Here is an 18874-nt window from a genome sequence, read left to right on the forward strand (position 1 = left end):
GCTCACAAAATGACACAGCTTTTTGGCTTGTGAGTCGTGAAGTTCATCCTTAGACTTAAAATCATCGTTCTTATAACAATAATAGCTTATGAATTTATGGCATTTATTTCAAAAATTGCGTCCCTTCGTTCGACCTTATCGGCTCTTGGTGATTGCCACCTTAGTTTTAACGCTCATCGGCTCGTTAACAGCTCAAGTCAATGCACTGACTTTACAATACGCTGTTGACCGTATTAACGCCTTAATTGAGGCAGGACAGGGGCTGTCTGCAGGCTGGCACATTTTAATCACCATTTCAGCCATTTTGCTGGGTAAAGAAATCATCAATGCTTTTGTGCAGTTTGGACAGAAGTTTTATGGTGAAAAACTACGCATTTTTGTGTCACAAGATTTGGCACAGGGCATTATTGAGAAATTTTTACGTTACAGACTGGCCTTTTTTAATCAGGACAACAACCAAGCAGGTAAATTACAAACACGTATAGATCGTGGCATTGGTTCGCTCACCCGCTTAGTGCAAATTTTCTTTATTGATATTTTGCCACTCTTTACCAGTGCAATTGTGGCTTTGGGCTTAATGTATTATGCCAATTTTTATGTGGGCTTGGTCGCGACACTCATTGTGCCTATTTATTTTTGGCTGACCTATCAGCAGGCACAAAAACTAGGAAGCTGGCGACGTAATTTACGTGATGGACGTGAGAAAAAAAGCCAAGGGATTCTCAGCATCATCAACTCAATTACCGTGATTAAATCATTTAACAGAGAAAGCATCGAAGCAGAAAAACAACTCACCCTGCAGAAAAAACTGACCCACAATCAAATGCAGACCCGCCAAACCAGTTTTTTATTTGATGGTTTAAAAAGCTTTATTGAACAAATTGGCGTGGTGCTGATTATTATTTTAACTGCTTATTTTGTGTTAGATGGACAAATGAGCATCGGCATGATCATGTATCACGTGTTGCTGTTTGGCAATGTTTCTGCCCCAATTCGCTCATTACATCGTATTTATGATGAAGTCAATGATGCAATGATCTATTCAGAAAGCTTCTTTCAAATTTTGGAAGCCGAGCATGAAATTGAGCCAAGTGGTACGCTTAAACCAGTTATTCGAGGGCAGTTTGATCTGCAACAGGTAAACTTTTTTTATCCGAATGGACATCATGCACTCAAAGACATTCAAATGCAGATTCAGCCCAATAAAATTACCGCATTGGTGGGATTGTCGGGAGCAGGAAAATCTACCCTGATCAGTTTATTAGATAAATTCTATGAACCACAACAGGGAACAATTCAGCTCGATGGGATTGATATTAACCACATCGACACTCAATATTTGCGTGACCATATCGGCTTGGTTTTGCAAAAAAATCATATTTTCCAAGGCTCTATTTTTGAAAATATTCGTTATGGCAAAACTGATGCAAGCTTGGAAGATGTGATTCTGGCAGCCCAAAAAGCCTCTATTCACGAACAAATTTTGCAATTGCCTCAGGCTTATGACGCAGATGCCCTCATGCTTTCAGGCGGTCAACAACAACGGATTGCCCTTGCACGTATGTTCCTGAAAAATCCACCTATTATTTTTTTAGATGAACCGACTGCTAGTCTGGATGCCATTGCAACCGAACAAATCAAACAAAGCCTCGATGAAATTAAACAAGGGCGTACGGTCATCATCATTTCACATAGCTTATCGCAAATTATTGATGCCGATTACACCTATGTCATGAAAGATGGCAGGATTGCGGAACATGGCGAACATGATGCGCTTTATCATCAAAATGGGGTTTATAAAGAAATTTTTGATGCGATGGCAAAAAGTTTAAATATTGAAAAAATTGCCAAAACTTATGAGGATGATGCCGAGGAAGAAACCCATAGTTAATCAAAAAGTGCTTCAATCAGAAGCACTTTTTAATGAAGAATCACGATATTTAAGGTTGTTTCAAATATGGCCATGCCGCTTTTAAATAAATAAACATCGACCAAAGCGTTAGAATTACAGCAGTATAGAGCAACAAATAAGCCACCATTTCCAATGGTTGCCAGTTCAATAAGAACACTGAAATCGCAATCATTTGGAATGCTGTTTTATATTTCCCCACTGTAGACACCGCCACACTGGTACGTGCGCCGAGTTCAGCCATCCACTCTCGTAAGGCAGATACGGTAATTTCACGGGAAATAATTACAATCGCGGCAAAAGCCATAGAAATAGTCGGTTGCCATTGCACTAAAACAATCAATGCCGCAGCGACCATAAGTTTATCGGCCACAGGGTCTAAAAAGCGCCCAAATGCAGAGGTCTGATTCAAAGTACGTGCCAAATAGCCATCAAACCAGTCGGTCACAGCAGCAATCACAAAAATAGACGTCAAAATAATATGACGCGTCATGCCACCATCATAACCATTTACGCCCATTGCAGGCGGCCAATACGCCACCAACAAAAAAACAGGAATCAAGGCGATTCGAGCCAAAGTTAATATATTTGGAATGTTCAGGATACGACCTGTTGTCATAGACACCGCCAATGTTTCCCCTCTTTACGCTGCATATTCACAAGTTTTTTGAGGATTTGTCATCGTGAATAGGCTTCACTTTATACGAAATGCTAGTAGGTGTCACTAGGCAAACACGGTGATGGTCTGTCGGGCAATCGCTATTAGCCGATCCTGATCATCCCATAAGTGCGCATATTCTGTGGCATAACCACCGCTAGCATGATCGGTAAAAACTTTATATTTCATCCAATCTTGCAGCTGATTTTGCAAAGGATTGACATAGGTCACATGCCAAGTCAGTGAACTGGCAGGAGCGAGCTGCTCAAACATCGGCAGTACTCCAGGCGGCCACATATCAAAAGCCACCATCAAATCGGCAATGGTCATGGCACGATTCGTATGCTGTTTTGGGTTAAAACGCATCCAGCCTGCAAAATCAGGTTTATGACTAGCAGTAAACGGATATTGTCCTTCAGACCAAACCAAATCCATCTGCTGAAAACATTCAGGTGCTAAAGGATGATGCTGTGTAACAGGCAATTCCGTTGCAGGTGGAAAATTGGGCGCAGTACGTTCTTGTTGCACCACAATGCTGGATTCACGTGCCGCACCAAAACTGGCAATTAAAATGCTTTGTACTGCATCATCCTGCCATAAACGAACTTCGACACTGGTCACAGATTTGCCTTCACGCAGAATTTCCGCCGTGAGCCGTGCCCGACCTTGTTGCACAGGTCCGACAAACGTGACACTGCTGCTTAGCAAGCGCTTTTTCGGATCGGCAATACAAAGCTGGGCTTTTTGCATCATCAAACCTGCCACCAATCCACCATAAATAGTGCGCCCCTGTAACCACCCAAGCGGGATGTCTATCCATTCTTGCTCGGCAATGGCTTGATAGGTCTGTAGCAACGACATAGCTTTTCCTTAAACAATGTTGTGGTTGATATTACAGGGTTTCGATCTGATGTGAATGTTCAATGACGACAGAGTCAATGCACTTTTTTGCTATTTACCTTTGTAGAAAATACTGCTTTTTATGCAGTAAATAGGGTCTGTTGACAATTCGTCTATGTTTGCGACGTGAGAGATATATCTCGCAAGATTTTTAGCTAATATAAGGCATGAGGCAGGAAATTTAGTCATTCATGCAGCACTTTATAAATCGTACGCGCCATTACTTCACCCAGTCCGGGTACTAAAGTCAACTCTTTTTCAGAAGCTTTCAGGACACCTTGTATGCCACCAAAATGGGTGAGTAAATCACGACGACGTTTTGGCCCTAAGCCCGGAATCACTTCAAGTATTGATGAGCCACGTTTTTTATCGCGCTTGGCACGGTGCTTGGTAATTGCAAATCGGTGTGCTTCATCACGTACCTGCTGAATCAAATGCAGCGCCTTATGATCTTCAGGCAGCTGAATTTTGCTGCCATCGGTAAAATGTAGCGTTTCTAGACCAGGTTTGCGTCCTTCGCCTTTGGACACCCCAATCATAAAGGCATCCAATCCTAACTCCTGCATGACCTCCATCGCCATATTCAACTGCCCTTTACCGCCATCAATCAGCAATAAATCGGGCAGCATGGCTTTTTTATAACGGCGCGTTAAAGCTTGGCGCATGGCAGCATAGTCATCTCCAGCCTGAATATCCTGAATTGAAAATTGTCGATAATCACGTTTGCGAATACCACCACTGTCAAATACCACGCAAGATGCCACAGTGTCTTCGCCCATAGTGTGCGAAATATCAAAACATTCAATCCGATCAATCGGGCGTCCAACCACTTGCTCTAACTGATGAAAACGCTCATTTAATTCAAAGTGATTGGCGAGTTTACCTTTAATGGCATGCTGCACATTCATTTGTGCCAATTCTTGCCACTCGGCACGGGTTTCACGCACTTTATGTTTAATTTGAATTTTTTTATCGAAGTGTTGCTGTAAGGCTTGTTCCAACTCTTTGCAATCTGCCACTTCCACATTAACAATCAATTCCGCTGGAATTTCATCGGCCACCTGAAAGTAAAAGTTGGCAATAAAATCGGCCAACATTTGCCCCAAATCATCGCCCAACATATCAGGAAAATAGCTTTTACCGCCCAGCATTTTGCCATTGCGCACATGCATAATTTGCACACAGGTCACACCTGCCTGATAAGCAATTGCGATAATATCGGCTTCGCCTTTGAGTTTATAAATGGCTTGCTGTGCCTGCACATCACGCAACAAAGCCATACGGTCACGGTAAAAGACTGCTTTTTCAAATTCCAACGCTTCGGCTGCAGCTTCCATTTTAGCAATCAATTGCTGATTCAGTTCTTTACTATCGCCCTGTAAAAATCGAATCGAATTATTAACATCTTCTTTATATTCTTCGGGCGAAATCAATCCTACACACGGTGCCGAACAGCGTTTGATCTGATATTGCAAACACGGACGCTGCCGTTGAGCAAAATAACTGTTTTCACACTGCCGCACATTAAACAGTTTTTGTAACACCACCAAAGTATCGCGGGCATTGTACGCACTCGGATAAGGCCCAAAAAACTTGCCTATCTGATGCTTGCCTTTGCCGCGTCCACTGGCAATACGCGGATAAGGCTGATCTGCCGACACAAAAATATAAACATAGGACTTATCATCGCGCAGCATAATATTGTACGGTGGACGATGCAGCTTAATCAGATTTTGTTCAAGCAATAACGCTTCAGTTTCGGAACGCACCACCAAAGTTTCAATATCATAAATACGCGCCACTAAAGCCTGCGTTTTAGGATGCTCGATGGTTTTGACAAAATAACTCGACACTCGGTTTTTTAAATTTTTGGCTTTGCCGACATATAACAACTCCCCGTCTTTACCCAACATACGGTAAACCCCTGGCAATTGGGTCATATTTGCCAAAATTTTCTCGATATGCTCACCTGCGTTTGGGTTCACGAGTCATCCTATTCTTGCTACATTCTTTACATGATGTGCTGCTTTATCTGATTTTTTCAAGCTTTATCCTGTGGCATAGCGCATGATCTATCCACTAAAACGATCAGCTCAGTGCTAAAAACGATCAGTCGGCAACACAAGATTTGCTATGCTCAGGCATCTTGTCAGCAGAAGGAAAGTGCAGGATGACGACCGCACCACACGGCATACCGACCATTCAATCCGCAACGTCCCAGCCGATCAGTACACATCAGTATGTATCCGCCAAAGACCGTTTGATTGGCAAGCCGCGCTTTCATTTTGAACCTACACAAGTCATGCAATTGTTACGTCAACGGATTATTGGACAAGATGCAGCGCTGAATGAAATCGAAAAAATGCTGTATGTGGTCAAGGCCGATTTCTCCAGCACAGAGCGACCACTTTCAGTGACTTTAATGCTTGGCCCGACAGGTGTTGGCAAGACCGAAACGGTGCGCCTGATTGCCGAAGCCATTTATGGTCGCCCCGATGCCTTCTGCCGCATTGATATGAATACCTTGGCGCAGGAACACTATGCGGCTGCACTCACAGGCGCGCCTCCTGGCTATGTCGGCTCTAAAGAAGGCCATAGTTTATTTGATGAAACTGCGATTGCAGGTTCGCACACCCGCCCAGGCATTATGCTGTTTGATGAACTGGAAAAAGCCTCAAGCGAAGTGATACGTGGCTTAATGAATGTGCTAGATACAGGCAAACTGACCCTGACTGCAGGCACCAAAACCATCGACTTTCGCAATTGCATGATTTTTATGACCAGCAATGTGGGTGCTCAAGCCGCACAACAATACTTAGATAAATTGAATCTGTTGCCGCAAAAAGTACAACAACTGTGCTTAAAACGCATGCCCACACAACGGATCATTGAAAAAGTCATGCAGCGTAAATTTGACCCTGAATTTTTAAATCGGATTGACCGTAGTTTGCATTATCAAGCGGTATCTGCTGATGCCCTGCCGCAATTGGTTGAAATTGAATTGGAAAAGTTAAACCATCGCCTGCAGCATCAACAACGCCAAGTCCAACTGACTGCAGCAGCTAAAGCCTATTTTTATCAGGGGCATGATATTCGTTACGGCGCACGGCATTTGGGGCGCAAAATTCGTACCGAACTTGAGCCTATTTTAGCTTTGTATTTTTTAAGTCATCCTGAAAAATCGGAAATATGGGTAGATTGCAGTGCAAATCAATTGCACCTCAAAATAGAATAAAGCCGCGACTTATACTGCGTGAATCTTGAGAATGCCACTCTGCTCATCCTCAAAGTTTTGATGCTTATTTTTGCTTAAAAAGCCTAGGGTCTGTTGACAATTCGTCTATGTTTGCGACGATGCATATTTTTTAGCTGATATAAGGCATGAGGCAGGAAATTTAGTCATTCTAAATGACTGACTCATAACGCAATAGCAGCAAAAAATATGCTCGTCCTGAAAGGCTGTGGCTAAAACTTTCTCAGATTGCGTTATGAAACTTGGCAATAGTCTCGCTATTCCCTGCGTTTCATGCCTGATCTGCTCAGTTTTAGCCTACAGCGCAAGCCATTTATGAAATGTCAACAGACCCTAGGGATTAGTCGGTAATTTCCATTCCCAAGGCTTGACTAAATTTGGTCTGATCTTTAGGTGAAACCAATACAAATTTTGGCTGCCCCGCTAGAAGATAATCAATTTTTAAACGCTTCAGCGACAAAGCAGGTGACGCTACCGAATTATTGGTTTTAGATATTTTTTGAATACTGTCGCGTGGAATGTCCCATTTTAAAAACATGCAACGGATCTGCAAGCGTTCTGCATCGACCTGATAGCGCGTATTGAACACAGGCCACCACAACACAAAAATGGTAATGAAATACACCCCTGTGTGCACAGGAAATGCTGGCATCGTGCCTTTGGCGTACATGGTCAGCAATAACTGAATCAATAGACCAGACATACAAATCACAAAAGCCAAAACCCACCAATCTTTTTTAGAACGAAACGTTTGCATAAAAATTCCCCTATTTACTTCATTCTATACATAAAAGTAGGTCTGGATTAAAGCTCGTTGCTGAAATTGCTCAAAAATGTCATAAAAAAACGCCCCGAAAGGCGTTGTGATACTCTAAAACACATAAGGGCGAATAAAAATTAAGAAGAAAATCCCGAGCATTAAAAACCATTTTAAGAAATAGTACACACGACTATTTTTAGCTTTTAAAGCCTTGGCTTTTAAACGCACTTGATAGACATAGCCAAAGACTTTATTTAAGCCACCCGTCTGATCGCCTGCTTCATTCGGAGAGCTTGCTGCGGTCATCACATTTTTGCCAAACCAGTGATTAAACTTTTGCATCCAGCGAGATTTTAACGGACGCTCGACATCGGCAAAGAAAATAATACGGTTTTGAGAAGTGCCATTTTCAGCATAGTGAATATAGGTTTCATCAAACACCACACTTTCACCATCACGCCATGAATACCGCTCACCATCGACATCAATAAAACAACGGTCATCATTTGGTGTCATCAATCCCAAGTGGTAACGCAATGAACCTGCATACGGGTCGCGATGACGCACTAAACGACTGTCGGGCGCTAGTTCAGTAAACATCGCCGCCTTAATGCTAGGCAAAGTTTTTAATAATGCTGTGGTTTTTGGACATAATTCTGCTGCTGATGGATGCGCGGAGTCATACCATTTTAAGTAAAAGCGCTTCCAGCCTGTTTTAAAGAATGAGTTAAAACCCAAATCATCGTAAGTACTTGAAGCTTTAATACCACCCTGTTCATATAAAGCTTTGGCTTCATCACGAATCATTTCCCAATTGTCATCCAAAACCTTTAAATCTTGAAAGTGCTGGGTGTCGATATACGGTTGATTTGGTACTTTAGAGAACAAATACATTAAATAGTTGATCGGTGCGAGGATGGTAGAATGGTCAAAAAACTGACGATAAAAACTATGACGCACCTTGCCGCGCTGTTGAATATACAGCGCTGAAGCGATAAAAATCGCCAAAATAATCCACTTCAACATAGAACAACCTAAATTGCTGAAAACAGCTAAAATTCAAAATGTCGCATATTCTACTCAATTTCAGCGCATGAGGTCATAGCAGAAAATAGAACACAGCATTGCAAATCGCTATCCCCCCTATCCAGCTTCACGCTTTAAAACATCACCATCCAAACGATGGATTTACTTTTCTGTCCAAAACAACCCACTGATAACATCTATTTATCAAGCTTTTCTAAATCGAAAATGCAATACAACCTGATTAAAAATAAAAGAGAAAACAATCACTTTCATCTTGCTTTAAACATAGGATTTTAAAATCGGGTCAAAAAGCAATTCCGCGCTATGAGAAAAATCATGACCCTTGCGTCACGGCTTGATACAACTTGCTATATTTTTTTTCGATATAGTTATCGTAAGATTACCGAGGCATATATGTGTGCAGGACTATCGCACACGCTTCATAACATCAACTTAGAAGTCCTCCAAAATAAAGGAGATCAGGCATGATCCACGCTGGCAATGCCATTACCGTCCAAATGCTTTCGGACGGAATTGCAGAATTCCGCTTTGACTTACAAGGTGAGTCGGTCAACAAATTTAACCGTGCAACGATTGAAGACTTTAAAGCTGCGATTGAGGCTGTTAAAGCAAACAATGAAGTGAAAGGTTTAATCGTCACTTCTGCGAAATCAACCTTTATCGTGGGTGCAGACATCACCGAATTTGGCGCAAACTTCGCTCAAGGCGAACAAGCCATTGTGGATTGGGCATTGCCTGTTCACGACATCTTCAATGCTTTTGAAGATTTAGAAATTCCTAAAGTTGCTGCAATCAATGGTATGGCATTGGGCGGTGGCTTTGAAATGTGTTTGGTATGTGACTACCGTGTCATGTCAGACCAAGCACAAGTGGGCTTACCAGAAATCAAACTCGGTATTTTCCCAGGCTTTGGTGGTACGGTTCGTTTAAGCCGCGTTATTGGTATCGACAATGCGGTTGAATGGATGGCAATGGCCAACCCTAAACGTCCTGATGCTGCACTTAAAGACGGTGCTGTAGATGCTGTAGTTGCTGCAGATCAATTACAAGCGGCTGCGCTTGATTTGGTTAAACAAGCCATTGCAGGTCGTTTGGACTGGAAAGCAAAACGCCAAGAAAAATTAGACCCAGTGAAATTGAACCCACTTGAACAAATGATGGCGTTCAACACTGCAAAAGGTGCGGTATTAGCCAAAGCGAATCCTGCACAATACCCTGCACCAAAACTCATGCTTGATTCTTTACAAGCAGGTGCAAGCTTGCCACGTAATGACGCACTCAAAGCGGAAGCGGAAGGCTTTGCTAAAGCTGCGGTAACGCCACAAGCAGGCGCGTTGATTGGCTTGTTCATCAACGACCAAGTGGTGAAGAAAACTTCTAAGAAATATGAAAAAGGTGCACACCCTGTCAACCAAGCGGCTGTTCTAGGCGCAGGTATCATGGGTGGTGGTATTGCTTACCAAGCGGCAAGCAAAGGCACACCAATCATCATGAAAGACATTGGTAATCCGCAACTTGCTTTGGGTATGAAAGAAGCCAATGGCTTATTGACCAAACAAGTTGAACGCAAAAAGTTAACCCCTGCAAAAATGGGTGAAACTTTGGCACGCATCCGCCCAACTTTAAGCTACGACGAGTTTAAAGAAGTAGATATCGTGATTGAAGCCGTGACTGAAAATCCGAAAGTCAAAGGCATTGTGTTGGCTGAAACTGAAAAATCAGTACGTGAAAACACCATTATCGCGTCAAATACATCTACCATTTCGATTACACGTTTGGCAGAAAACCTACAACGTCCAGAAAACTTTGTCGGCATGCACTTCTTTAACCCAGTGCACATGATGCCATTGGTGGAAGTGATTCGTGGTGAAAAAACTTCACCTGAAGCAATTGCGACCACTGTGGTGCTTGCTCAGAAAATGGGTAAAACACCAATCGTAGTGAACGACTGCCCAGGCTTCTTGGTGAACCGCGTATTGTTCCCTTACTTTGGTGCATTTGACCTTCTATTGAAAGACGGTGCTGACTTCCAACAAGTCGACAAAGTCATGGAAAAATTCGGCTGGCCTATGGGTCCTGCTTACCTAATCGACGTTGTTGGTATCGACACGGGCGTTCACGGTGCAGAAGTCATGGCAGAAGGTTTCCCAGACCGCATGAAGCCAGACTACAAAGGCTCAATCCAAGTCATGTACGAAAACAAACGTCTTGGTCAAAAGAATGACGTAGGTTTCTACAAATATGAATTGGATCGCAAAGGCAAGAAAGCCAAAGTGGTTGATCCAACTGCATACGAGCTTGTAGCATCTGTGGCAACATCTGAAAAACGCGAATTTGATGCACAAGAAATCATTGACCGTATGATGCTAGCGTTCTGCAACGAAACTGTACGTTGCTTAGAAGACAACATTGTGGCAACACCATCTGAAGCAGATATGGCGATGATTATGGGTGTAGGATTCCCTCCATTCCGTGGTGGCCCATGCCGTTACATCGACCAAACAGGTGTTGCTGAATACGTTGCGCTTTGCGACAAGTATGCACACTTAGGAAAAGCTTATGAAGCGCCACAAATGTTGCGTGACATGGCTGCTAACAACAAAAAATTCTACGGTTAAGGAGCAACGTGAATGGCTACTTTAAATCCACGTGACGTTGTCATCGTTGATGGCGTACGTTCTGCAATGGGTAAAACCAAAAACGGTATGTTCCGCAATGTACGTGCTGACAGTCTATCGGCTGAATTGGTTCGTGCTTTAGTTGCTCGTAACCAGTTCGATGTCAACGAAGTTGAAGATGTGATCTGGGGCTGTGTGAATCAAACCCTAGAACAAGGCATGAACATTGGTCGTAATATTGCATTATTGGCTGATCTTCCAAAAACAGTTGCAGGTCAAACTGTAAACCGTCTGTGTGGTTCTTCAATGCAAGCTATCCACACGGCTGCGGCACAAATTGCAACCAATCAGGGTGATATTTTCATCATTGGTGGTGTAGAGCACATGGGCCATGTGGGCATGATGCACGGCATCGACATCAACCCTGCTGCATCTAAGCACTATGCCAAAGCATCAAACATGATGGGCTTAACTGCTGAAATGTTGGGTCGCATGAACGGTATTTCTCGTGAAGAGCAAGATGCTTTTGGTGTGGAATCACACCGTCGTGCATGGGCTGCAACGCAAGAAGGTCGTTTTAAGAACGAAATCATTGGCATTGAAGGTCATGATGCAAATGGCTTTAAACAGCTGTGCGACATCGACGAAGTGATTCGTCCAGATGCTAACCTTGAAGCATTCCAAGCTTTACGTCCTGTATTTGATCCGAAAGGCGGTACCGTAACTGCGGCGACATCTTCAGCATTGTCTGATGGTGCTTCTGCTATGTTGCTTATGTCTGCTGAACGTGCACAAGCATTAGGTTTGAAACCACGTGCGGTGATTCGCTCTATGGCCGTTGCAGGCTGTGATGCAGCAATCATGGGTTATGGCCCAGTACCTGCAACGCAAAAAGCACTTAAACGTGCGGGCTTGTCAATTGCAGACATTCAAACCTTTGAATTAAACGAAGCGTTTGCTGCACAAGGTCTATCTGTTCTAAAAGGCTTAGGCATTTATGATCAGCAAGATCGTGTGAACTTGAACGGTGGTGCAATTGCACTCGGTCACCCATTGGGTTGTTCAGGTGCGCGTATCACCACCACGTTATTGAACGTGATGGAACAACAAGACACGCAAATTGGTCTTGCGACCATGTGTATCGGTCTTGGTCAAGGTATCGCGACAATTATTGAGCGTGTGTAAAAAGTCTTCGTAATAAAAAAATCCTCGCATCATGCGGGGATTTTTTATTTTGTTGTTTTGAGCTGTTCTAATTTTTAAATTTTATTCTTTTGCATTGTTATCTTGAAGACTAGATGGCTGATCAGTTGTGATTTACCTGCACGGCTTAAACCAACAACTCCCCCATCAACCATGTCATATAGCGTTCTTTATCCATAAAGTCTGGGGCGCTGCCTGTATCCAAGCAATAATATTGTTGATTAAATTCAATCACAATTTGTTCAGTCTGATGCCAATCTTCAACCAAACGAAAGTGCTGATTAAAGAAGTAACGGTTCTTGCCCCAATTATTTAAATTTTCGAGTTTCGGGTAGTTTTTATTTTCTAAGAATTGCAAATACAGTTGTTGAATATCATCAAAGACTTGAATGCTGTTCATATTGGACCTGCCTAGCTGAGCAATTAAATCAACAGGCACAGTTTAGGCAAGAGATTTGAACGGCAGATGACATTCTTTTGACAATTTGATGTAAGGATTTGCCAGACCTTACAACTTGCTTTCCAGTGCCCGCTGATGCTGCTGAGTGATCTCTTGCATTTGCGTATTGAGCTGCACCATCTCTTGATATACCGCATTAAATTCTTTCAAGGCTGCATCTTCATAGAACATGAAGGTATTGTTTTTGAGCTCCCATTTATTGTTTTTTAAAATTGCAAACAACACATACGCCTTACCCAAATTTTTCTTTTCCAATTCAAATAATGCGTGTCCTTGGTCATTATGGCGGCTTTCTAGCAAAGATTCTGCTAAATGACGGCGCAAATTATGATTGATTTCAAGATTCTCAATCTGCTCCAAAGCCATCGCTTCATGCTGTTCTAAATGTTCCTGATACAGCTCTACCATGGCACGTACTTGCACCAACATGGCTTCGGTATCGGCATAGTCTTGTTTTTTATCTGCAGCAAGTCGTTGAGGATCTAAAAACTGATCCCAATTCAAGGCTTTTAATTCACGTAAATAGCTATTGCGCGCTTCGGCACTTTGCACCATGTGACTCAAGACAAAACTCGCCATAATTTGATAGTCGCCATCTAAACGATTATCTTTTAAGTCAATTTGAATCGGCTTAGACCAATCCTGTGCCTGTACAAAAATTTGTTCGGCTTTTTCATAAATCACATTTTGATAAGCATGCAATTGAGTGACTTGTTTTTGCTGCTGTTGATATTGATAAAATATCCCGCCAAAAATCAGCAGCGTTGCACATCCTATAATTAGCACTATACGTCGCATGCGTGCCCTCTTATTTTTTAGTATTTGCAATATCTTAGCGTGAAGCCTGTCACATTTGTATAGCATTTTATGCTTATTTTCTAATGCAGCCATTAGAATATAGTGAAATAAATCAATTCATTTATGCCTTTATATGATTCTGTATCCATGACGCTATTTGATCAGATGCTCAAAAATAAGTTTAGCATCGCTTTATGCTTTAAATTTTATGTAACATCCCCATCTTAGTAAAAAACAGAATTTGAGATTGTTCATGCGCGTTGATATTTGGTCAGATATTGTTTGCCCGTTTTGCTATATCGGCAAAAAACGTTTAGAGGCTGCTGCTGAAGAAGCAGGTGTAGAATTAGAAGTGCATTGGCACAGTTTTGAACTCGATCCAGATGCGCCACCGCGTCAGGAAGTGTCCAATTCAGAGCGTTTGGCACAAAAATATGGGCGCAGCCTTGCCGAAGTAGAAGACATGCAGCGTAATATTGCCGAAATGGCAAAAGCTGAAGGCATTGACTTTCAATGGGAAAATGCCAATTCAGGCAATACCTTTAATGCCCATCGTTTGGTGCATTTGGCGCAAAGTAAAGGCTTGGGCAGCGAAGCCAAAGAAGCTTTTTTCTATAGCTATATGACTCAAGGTTTGGCAATTGGCGAGCGTGAAACACTAGAAGATGTTGCATCACGTATTGGGCTGAACCCTGTAGAAGTGGATGATGTTTTGGATTCTGACGAATATGCCGACTTTGTAAAATTTGACCAAGAAGTTGCACGTGAACAATTAAACGTCACTGGCGTACCGTTCTTCGTATTTGATCAGCGTATTGCTTTAGCAGGTGCGCAGCCACGCGAAGTTTTTGTGCAAGTTCTGCAAAAAGCCCTTGAAACAGCAAGCGAGCTAGAGCTTGAAGATGCAGCAAGCTGCGATGCAGAACAATGCGATGTATCTGAACCTAAAGCTTAAGATTGAAATACAGACAAGGCTGAATAGTGTTCTTCCGGCTGATTAGACGCACAAAAAAATCCCATTACGGGATTTTTTTGTGCTTTTAAAATGGGTCAAAGTTCCAGCTTTGCCCCGCAACCACGCTTCGGTTAGTTGTCATCTTACTATGCTTCGTTAATGAAGCGAGGTGTTATTCAACCAAGAAGCTGATTTTTAAATTGACCCGATACTCCGTGATTTGATTGTCTTTAACCACCACTTTTTGTTCGTTAATCCACGCCCCTTGGACATTTTTAATTGTTTCTGTCACTTTAGCGATTCCAGTCTGAATCGCGTCTTCAAAACTTTTTGTACTGCTTGAATTAACTTCAACTACTTTTGCAATTGCCATGATTTTCTCACTGTCCTTTATCGTTATTGGAATTCCATCATAGATTAAAAAAACCGCATTTTTAGACTGTTTAACCAATCACAGCCAAAACATTACATGATTTCACACTGTCAAAAACTGTCACCATTCACCCGCATTTCAGACTTATCTAAATACAAATTTTGCAGACATCTCAACCATTTAAGCCTACACAAAAAACTAGAGCTAAAACTCTAATATATTGTTTTATATTGCTATTTTTAAAATAATTGCCGAAATGATCATTTTGTAAATTTTAAACTTTGTTATGATTCATGTGAATTTTTTATTTCGTTTGATCTCCCTACGATGTCTATTCTTCTGCCTAGACATTAACACTTTGGATGGATATTCCCATGAATATGTTTAAATCTGTTTTGATGGTTTCACTTTTAGCAATTGCTGCAAATGTATCTGCTCAAATTGTGCATGTACCTGATTTTCCAACTCAAAAAGTGAATACAGAATCGGCTGCATCTGAAGCTGTTGTAAATGAACCAACTTCGCAAAAGGCAGCTTAAGTTACGCGTTTTATCCACTAATTTTAGCTGTATTAATCTCTCCCATTTCTCTCCCCAAACAGCAGTCTAAAGCAGGCTACTGTTTGTTTTTCTAATGCTAAATTTGCTTTAAATCGTCCATGCAACATCTAAAAACTGTGTTCTACCCAATTGCTAATACTTTTTTGGCACTGCGATTTAAATTTTTTTGATTATTTTTCATATAAAAAGCGCATTTTTTGTCAATAATGTCTAAAAAAGCACAAAAGCTGACAATTTTTAGCATGTATTTTTTAATTAAATCCATATAATTAAAGTGATTTTTTTTCATTGCTATAGCAGATGCCTATGCAACAACTTCAAGCACTTATACAAAGAAAAATTCCACCTCAAGCGATTGAGGTCAACCATTTAATCGAATTAGCCAAACGCTATCCTCAACCACAATCGGCAGAATATAAATTGATTGAATTGGCTCTGAATATTGTCTTGGCAGATTATTTGGAAAAAGCACAACAACATATTTAAGTATGCATCAATGAATACACTAGAAAAATCACTGTTGATTAAAGAATTACGCGACTTAATTGATGCTTTAACGCATAAAAGACTCAGTCTGTATGAAACAGCCAAAGCCAAAGCACGCATTAAAGAAATTTTTATGCTGTGCGATAAACCGATTTTTCAAAAACAGTTGCTCACATTTAAAGCCTCACAAAATCCAATTCAAACTGCGGTAACTTTTGCAGAACAAAGTTTATATGCACAATCTTTTCGTGGCGTATTTACACAACTTGAAGCACTTGAAACAGCACTTTATCAACAGCCTGAAGCAGGTTGGGCGATTTTGTATCAACCGAGAGCAGGTTGGCAAATTTGGTTAATTCCTGCTGCAGACCGCACTGCTCTGCTAAGCGAATTTCAAGATTTAGAGCAGGTCTATCGCTGGATGTTGGAACAGCAGCAACAGTATCACTGCCTTCAAACCGATGCAGAACTGAAACAAGCTGCTGTGCTAGAAGCTGCTCAAACTGTAACGATAGAAGCAGCACAAACTCAACCAATTTTTGCCACTGTAGACCCAGAAGAAAATAAAGCTGTAGATTCGCCAATTCAATTTGAATTCATTACAGACCACATCGCTACAGAAGAAGTTGCCTCGTCTGATACTCAAGTTGTGGACGTGGCTAAAGATGAACTTACAATTGAACCGACAGCAGACCAAACGATCATTTCCAACGCAATACTGAATACAACTCAGCCTGATGCAACGACAATAGATACTGCCCAGATGACGGCTGGCACGCAAAAACCAAGCGTCAACCCAGCTTATAATCTATTGTTAAGCCAATATAGTTGCCCCATTTCTGCGCTCAATCTTAGCCAAAATGAGTCAGCACAGTTGTATCGGGTCTTTTTGCCTGAAGCGCCAGAAGTCACGCAATATGCCGATGTATTGGTGCATTTGTCTGATCCCGAAGAAGATCAGCAACAGGTGTTGGCGCGTGCGGTATATTTGGCAGAACAAACCAATACGCAAGGACGCTTTATTAAATATGTGGTACTGCTTGGCGCATTAGATCAAATGCAAGCGATTCGTTTGACTCAAAACTTTTGCCAACAGTTTGAACATGAAATTGCAGCAATACGTGAAATTTCTTGGGAAAAATTACAAGAACATTTATTTGATTTCGATCAGCTTTTTCAATGCTATAGTCATGATGCTCAAATCGTGTGGCAGCAAGAGCATTATTTTCCTTTCATTCCGATACAGCACATTCAAACTACTAAGTTTATTCAGTTTGAAGAAAGTGAAGCACAGAGTCATACCCCTTTGATTTTACTGAAAGAACGACAAAAAATTCGTGTGATTCATGGTCAAAAGCGCTTACAACTGTCCCGTACTGAACAAGCTATACCGCACATTTTATTAGATCGACAACAAGGTATTAGTTGGCAAATGATTCAAAAAGTCATCTCCCAATTACAGCAACCGATTGATGCTTTGCAGTTATGCCAAGCACTTCAAATGTATCAAGAAAAAGAGGTTTCTGCCTAAAAACTGCCGTTTATATTATGATTTTGTAGCCAAGTCTTGCTTTTATCTCATAGATTTTCAACACTAACAAAAATGGCTTAAAGATCAGTAAATAATGTCAAGAATAAAGCACACATCGCCTTTTATATTAAGCTGTCTCTTAAGTGGGGTCGCAGGCATCACTTTTGCACAAGAATCAACTCAAGCAGTGGATCAAGCCCATACGCCACTGCCACCTTATGAATTGCCTGTCGCTCCGCCAAGTGCAGCAGATAAAAACGGTTTTTATTACACGATTCCACGTTGGATTGATGCCACACCGACGGTGTTACCCGAACAATCCAATGAATCCATTGTACCTGCCACCGCAGAAACGGAACATTTAACTTGGTTCGATCAACGTCAAAAAAATATTCGCAATTGGGCAGATAAAACAGCACATAAACTGGATAACTGGTTTGGTGAACCAAGTCCTGAACAGCCTGCCTCAGCCACTTTGCGGGTTTTGGTCGATAGCAGTTGGGATAAGCATAATGAATATGAAGTCAAACCTCGTATTCGCGGGAAAATCAAACTGCCTACGCTTGAAAATAAACTCAGTGTGGTCTTTGGTGATGACTCGCTCGATAACGAATTGCAAAATAACGTCGCCATTACCAACGAAAACCCAGCGCATGATGCAGACAAAACTGTAGACAGCAAACGTAGCCGTGAAGACAACAGTTCTCTGGCATTACGTTGGTCGAACTTTGCCGAGCGTCTACCTTTTGAAACAGATGTCGATTTAGGGGTACGTTCTGGCGATGATATTTATCTGCGTTTAAAAGCCTCTAAAGACTGGACTTTGGAAAATGATTTCTCTTTTCATGCCGAACAAATTTATCGTTATGGCATCGACAGTGAAAATTATCTCAGAACCAACTTGGAGCTCACGCACGCACGCCCCAATCAGGCTTTCTTGTCCAATCAATTTAGCCTGACCTATGCCGATGAACAAGATGATGATTTGGTTTGGGACAACTACACCTTTAGACAACATCAATTCTTTGCAGGCAACCGCTTTAACTATGGCATTTATACAGGCGGTTATTATCACGATGATGACTTACGTTTAAATCGTTGGGGGCCATTTGTCTCTTGGCGTCAACCATTTTTACGTGAATGGTTCTTTATTCAGGGCGATGTCAATTATTTAAATGATGATCGCGCAGATCGTAATCATTATCTCGGTGCTTTAGTGCGTTTAGAAGCCATTTTCTAAACAGGTAACATCTACAATCAAGCCAAATTAAAAAACCAAGTCTTGCGAACAGGACTTGGTTTTTTTGCAAGATGATCTTGCAAGATGACGATGCATTATTTGTACAACGCATCATCGATCATG

At 41.7% G+C, this 18874-nt stretch carries 17 protein-coding genes; 9 read left to right on the plus strand and 8 right to left on the minus strand.

The genetic code is table 11. The features are described 5' to 3' along the window. The first annotated feature begins 88 nt into the window (after positions 1-88). Positions 89-1891 carry an ABC transporter ATP-binding protein gene (locus tag FTT71_RS04720; RefSeq protein WP_180160735.1) on the plus strand — a complete coding sequence of 601 codons (1803 nt, stop codon included), beginning with the start codon at positions 89-91 and terminating at the stop codon, positions 1889-1891. Between the two features lie 49 nt (positions 1892-1940). Here the strand turns inward: FTT71_RS04720 and pgsA are convergent, their stop codons facing one another. The 3 genes from pgsA to uvrC all read right to left on the minus strand — a co-directional run bounded on the left by pgsA (position 1941) and on the right by uvrC (position 5452). Next, positions 1941-2528, minus strand: coding sequence for a CDP-diacylglycerol--glycerol-3-phosphate 3-phosphatidyltransferase (gene pgsA, locus FTT71_RS04725; protein WP_004975835.1), 588 nt, complete (start codon positions 2526-2528; stop codon positions 1941-1943). Positions 2529-2633: 105 nt separating this feature from the next. Next, a complete protein-coding gene (locus tag FTT71_RS04730; RefSeq protein WP_096901351.1) occupies positions 2634-3428 on the minus strand; it encodes a thioesterase family protein in 795 nt (264 codons plus the stop codon). Positions 3429-3652: 224 nt separating this feature from the next. Further along, on the minus strand, positions 3653-5452 hold the full coding sequence (gene uvrC, locus FTT71_RS04735; protein WP_004975832.1) for an excinuclease ABC subunit UvrC: 1800 nt from the start codon (positions 5450-5452) through the stop codon (positions 3653-3655). Positions 5453-5637: 185 nt separating this feature from the next. Between uvrC and FTT71_RS04740 the strand changes: the two genes are divergently transcribed. Further along, on the plus strand, positions 5638-6702 hold the full coding sequence (locus FTT71_RS04740) for an AAA family ATPase (protein WP_180072335.1): 1065 nt from the start codon (positions 5638-5640) through the stop codon (positions 6700-6702). Positions 6703-7060: 358 nt separating this feature from the next. On the opposite strand, the gene FTT71_RS04745 is transcribed toward FTT71_RS04740, so the two are convergent. Both FTT71_RS04745 and lpxO read right to left on the minus strand, forming a co-directional pair. Beyond that, positions 7061-7477 carry a PH domain-containing protein gene (locus FTT71_RS04745; protein WP_131260939.1) on the minus strand — a complete coding sequence of 139 codons (417 nt, stop codon included), beginning with the start codon at positions 7475-7477 and terminating at the stop codon, positions 7061-7063. Positions 7478-7591: 114 nt separating this feature from the next. Further along, the gene (gene lpxO, locus FTT71_RS04750) at positions 7592-8506 is read right to left on the minus strand and encodes a lipid A hydroxylase LpxO (RefSeq protein WP_178318334.1); all 915 of its coding nucleotides are present in this window, start codon (positions 8504-8506) and stop codon (positions 7592-7594) included. Between the two features lie 485 nt (positions 8507-8991). Here lpxO and fadB point away from each other — a divergent pair, with 485 nt between their 5' ends. After that, positions 8992-11145, plus strand: coding sequence for a fatty acid oxidation complex subunit alpha FadB (gene fadB, locus FTT71_RS04755; protein WP_180160736.1), 2154 nt, complete (start codon positions 8992-8994; stop codon positions 11143-11145). Between the two features lie 12 nt (positions 11146-11157). Then, entirely contained in the window at positions 11158-12330 is a 1173-nt protein-coding gene (gene fadA / locus FTT71_RS04760; RefSeq protein WP_004975824.1) for an acetyl-CoA C-acyltransferase FadA, read from the plus strand. Between the two features lie 145 nt (positions 12331-12475). Here the strand turns inward: fadA and FTT71_RS04765 are convergent, their stop codons facing one another. Beyond that, positions 12476-12748 carry a hypothetical protein gene (locus FTT71_RS04765; protein ID WP_004975814.1) on the minus strand — a complete coding sequence of 91 codons (273 nt, stop codon included), beginning with the start codon at positions 12746-12748 and terminating at the stop codon, positions 12476-12478. 108 nt (positions 12749-12856) lie between these two features. Then, positions 12857-13606 (minus strand): hypothetical protein, encoded by a 750-nt coding sequence (locus FTT71_RS04770; protein WP_180160737.1) that lies wholly within the window; start codon positions 13604-13606, stop codon positions 12857-12859. Positions 13607-13859: 253 nt separating this feature from the next. On the opposite strand from FTT71_RS04770, the gene FTT71_RS04775 reads away from it, so the two are divergent. Continuing rightward, positions 13860-14561, plus strand: coding sequence for a DsbA family protein (locus FTT71_RS04775; protein ID WP_004975810.1), 702 nt, complete (start codon positions 13860-13862; stop codon positions 14559-14561). A 172-nt stretch (positions 14562-14733) separates the two neighbouring features. On the opposite strand, the gene FTT71_RS04780 is transcribed toward FTT71_RS04775, so the two are convergent. After that, positions 14734-14934 carry a dodecin family protein gene (locus FTT71_RS04780; protein ID WP_004975809.1) on the minus strand — a complete coding sequence of 67 codons (201 nt, stop codon included), beginning with the start codon at positions 14932-14934 and terminating at the stop codon, positions 14734-14736. A gap of 374 nt (positions 14935-15308) precedes the next feature. Between FTT71_RS04780 and FTT71_RS04785 the strand changes: the two genes are divergently transcribed. From FTT71_RS04785 to FTT71_RS04800, 4 genes are all read left to right on the plus strand, one after another. Beyond that, complete coding sequence (locus tag FTT71_RS04785) at positions 15309-15473, plus strand: hypothetical protein (RefSeq protein ID WP_019836107.1); 165 nt, start codon at positions 15309-15311, stop codon at positions 15471-15473. Between the two features lie 327 nt (positions 15474-15800). Then, a complete protein-coding gene (locus tag FTT71_RS04790; protein ID WP_019836108.1) occupies positions 15801-15980 on the plus strand; it encodes a hypothetical protein in 180 nt (59 codons plus the stop codon). A 10-nt stretch (positions 15981-15990) separates the two neighbouring features. Next, positions 15991-17511, plus strand: coding sequence for a hypothetical protein (locus tag FTT71_RS04795; protein WP_180160738.1), 1521 nt, complete (start codon positions 15991-15993; stop codon positions 17509-17511). A 94-nt stretch (positions 17512-17605) separates the two neighbouring features. Continuing rightward, on the plus strand, positions 17606-18751 hold the full coding sequence (locus FTT71_RS04800; protein ID WP_179994912.1) for a hypothetical protein: 1146 nt from the start codon (positions 17606-17608) through the stop codon (positions 18749-18751). Positions 18752-18874: the final 123 nt, after the last annotated feature.

It is taken from the genome of Acinetobacter sp. YH01004, from assembly GCF_013420455.1.
GTDB lineage: Bacteria > Pseudomonadota > Gammaproteobacteria > Pseudomonadales > Moraxellaceae > Acinetobacter > Acinetobacter towneri.

Bases quoted from the DNA above. Each gene is read 5' to 3' on its own strand.
- pgsA (WP_004975835.1), bottom strand. From the start codon at position 2,528: ATGACAACAGGTCGTATCCTGAACATTCCAAATATATTAACTTTGGCT.
- FTT71_RS04740 (WP_180072335.1), top strand. From the start codon at position 5,638: ATGACGACCGCACCACACGGCATACCGACCATTCAATCCGCAACGTCC.
- FTT71_RS04775 (WP_004975810.1), top strand. From the start codon at position 13,860: ATGCGCGTTGATATTTGGTCAGATATTGTTTGCCCGTTTTGCTATATC.
- FTT71_RS04785 (WP_019836107.1), top strand. From the start codon at position 15,309: ATGAATATGTTTAAATCTGTTTTGATGGTTTCACTTTTAGCAATTGCT.
- lpxO (WP_178318334.1), bottom strand. From the start codon at position 8,506: ATGTTGAAGTGGATTATTTTGGCGATTTTTATCGCTTCAGCGCTGTAT.
- FTT71_RS04745 (WP_131260939.1), bottom strand. From the start codon at position 7,477: ATGCAAACGTTTCGTTCTAAAAAAGATTGGTGGGTTTTGGCTTTTGTG.
- FTT71_RS04800 (WP_179994912.1), top strand. From the start codon at position 17,606: ATGTCAAGAATAAAGCACACATCGCCTTTTATATTAAGCTGTCTCTTA.
- fadB (WP_180160736.1), top strand. From the start codon at position 8,992: ATGATCCACGCTGGCAATGCCATTACCGTCCAAATGCTTTCGGACGGA.
- FTT71_RS04790 (WP_019836108.1), top strand. From the start codon at position 15,801: ATGCAACAACTTCAAGCACTTATACAAAGAAAAATTCCACCTCAAGCG.
- FTT71_RS04730 (WP_096901351.1), bottom strand. From the start codon at position 3,428: ATGTCGTTGCTACAGACCTATCAAGCCATTGCCGAGCAAGAATGGATA.
- fadA (WP_004975824.1), top strand. From the start codon at position 11,158: ATGGCTACTTTAAATCCACGTGACGTTGTCATCGTTGATGGCGTACGT.
- FTT71_RS04780 (WP_004975809.1), bottom strand. From the start codon at position 14,934: ATGGCAATTGCAAAAGTAGTTGAAGTTAATTCAAGCAGTACAAAAAGT.
- FTT71_RS04795 (WP_180160738.1), top strand. From the start codon at position 15,991: ATGAATACACTAGAAAAATCACTGTTGATTAAAGAATTACGCGACTTA.
- FTT71_RS04770 (WP_180160737.1), bottom strand. From the start codon at position 13,606: ATGCGACGTATAGTGCTAATTATAGGATGTGCAACGCTGCTGATTTTT.
- FTT71_RS04765 (WP_004975814.1), bottom strand. From the start codon at position 12,748: ATGAACAGCATTCAAGTCTTTGATGATATTCAACAACTGTATTTGCAA.
- FTT71_RS04720 (WP_180160735.1), top strand. From the start codon at position 89: ATGAATTTATGGCATTTATTTCAAAAATTGCGTCCCTTCGTTCGACCT.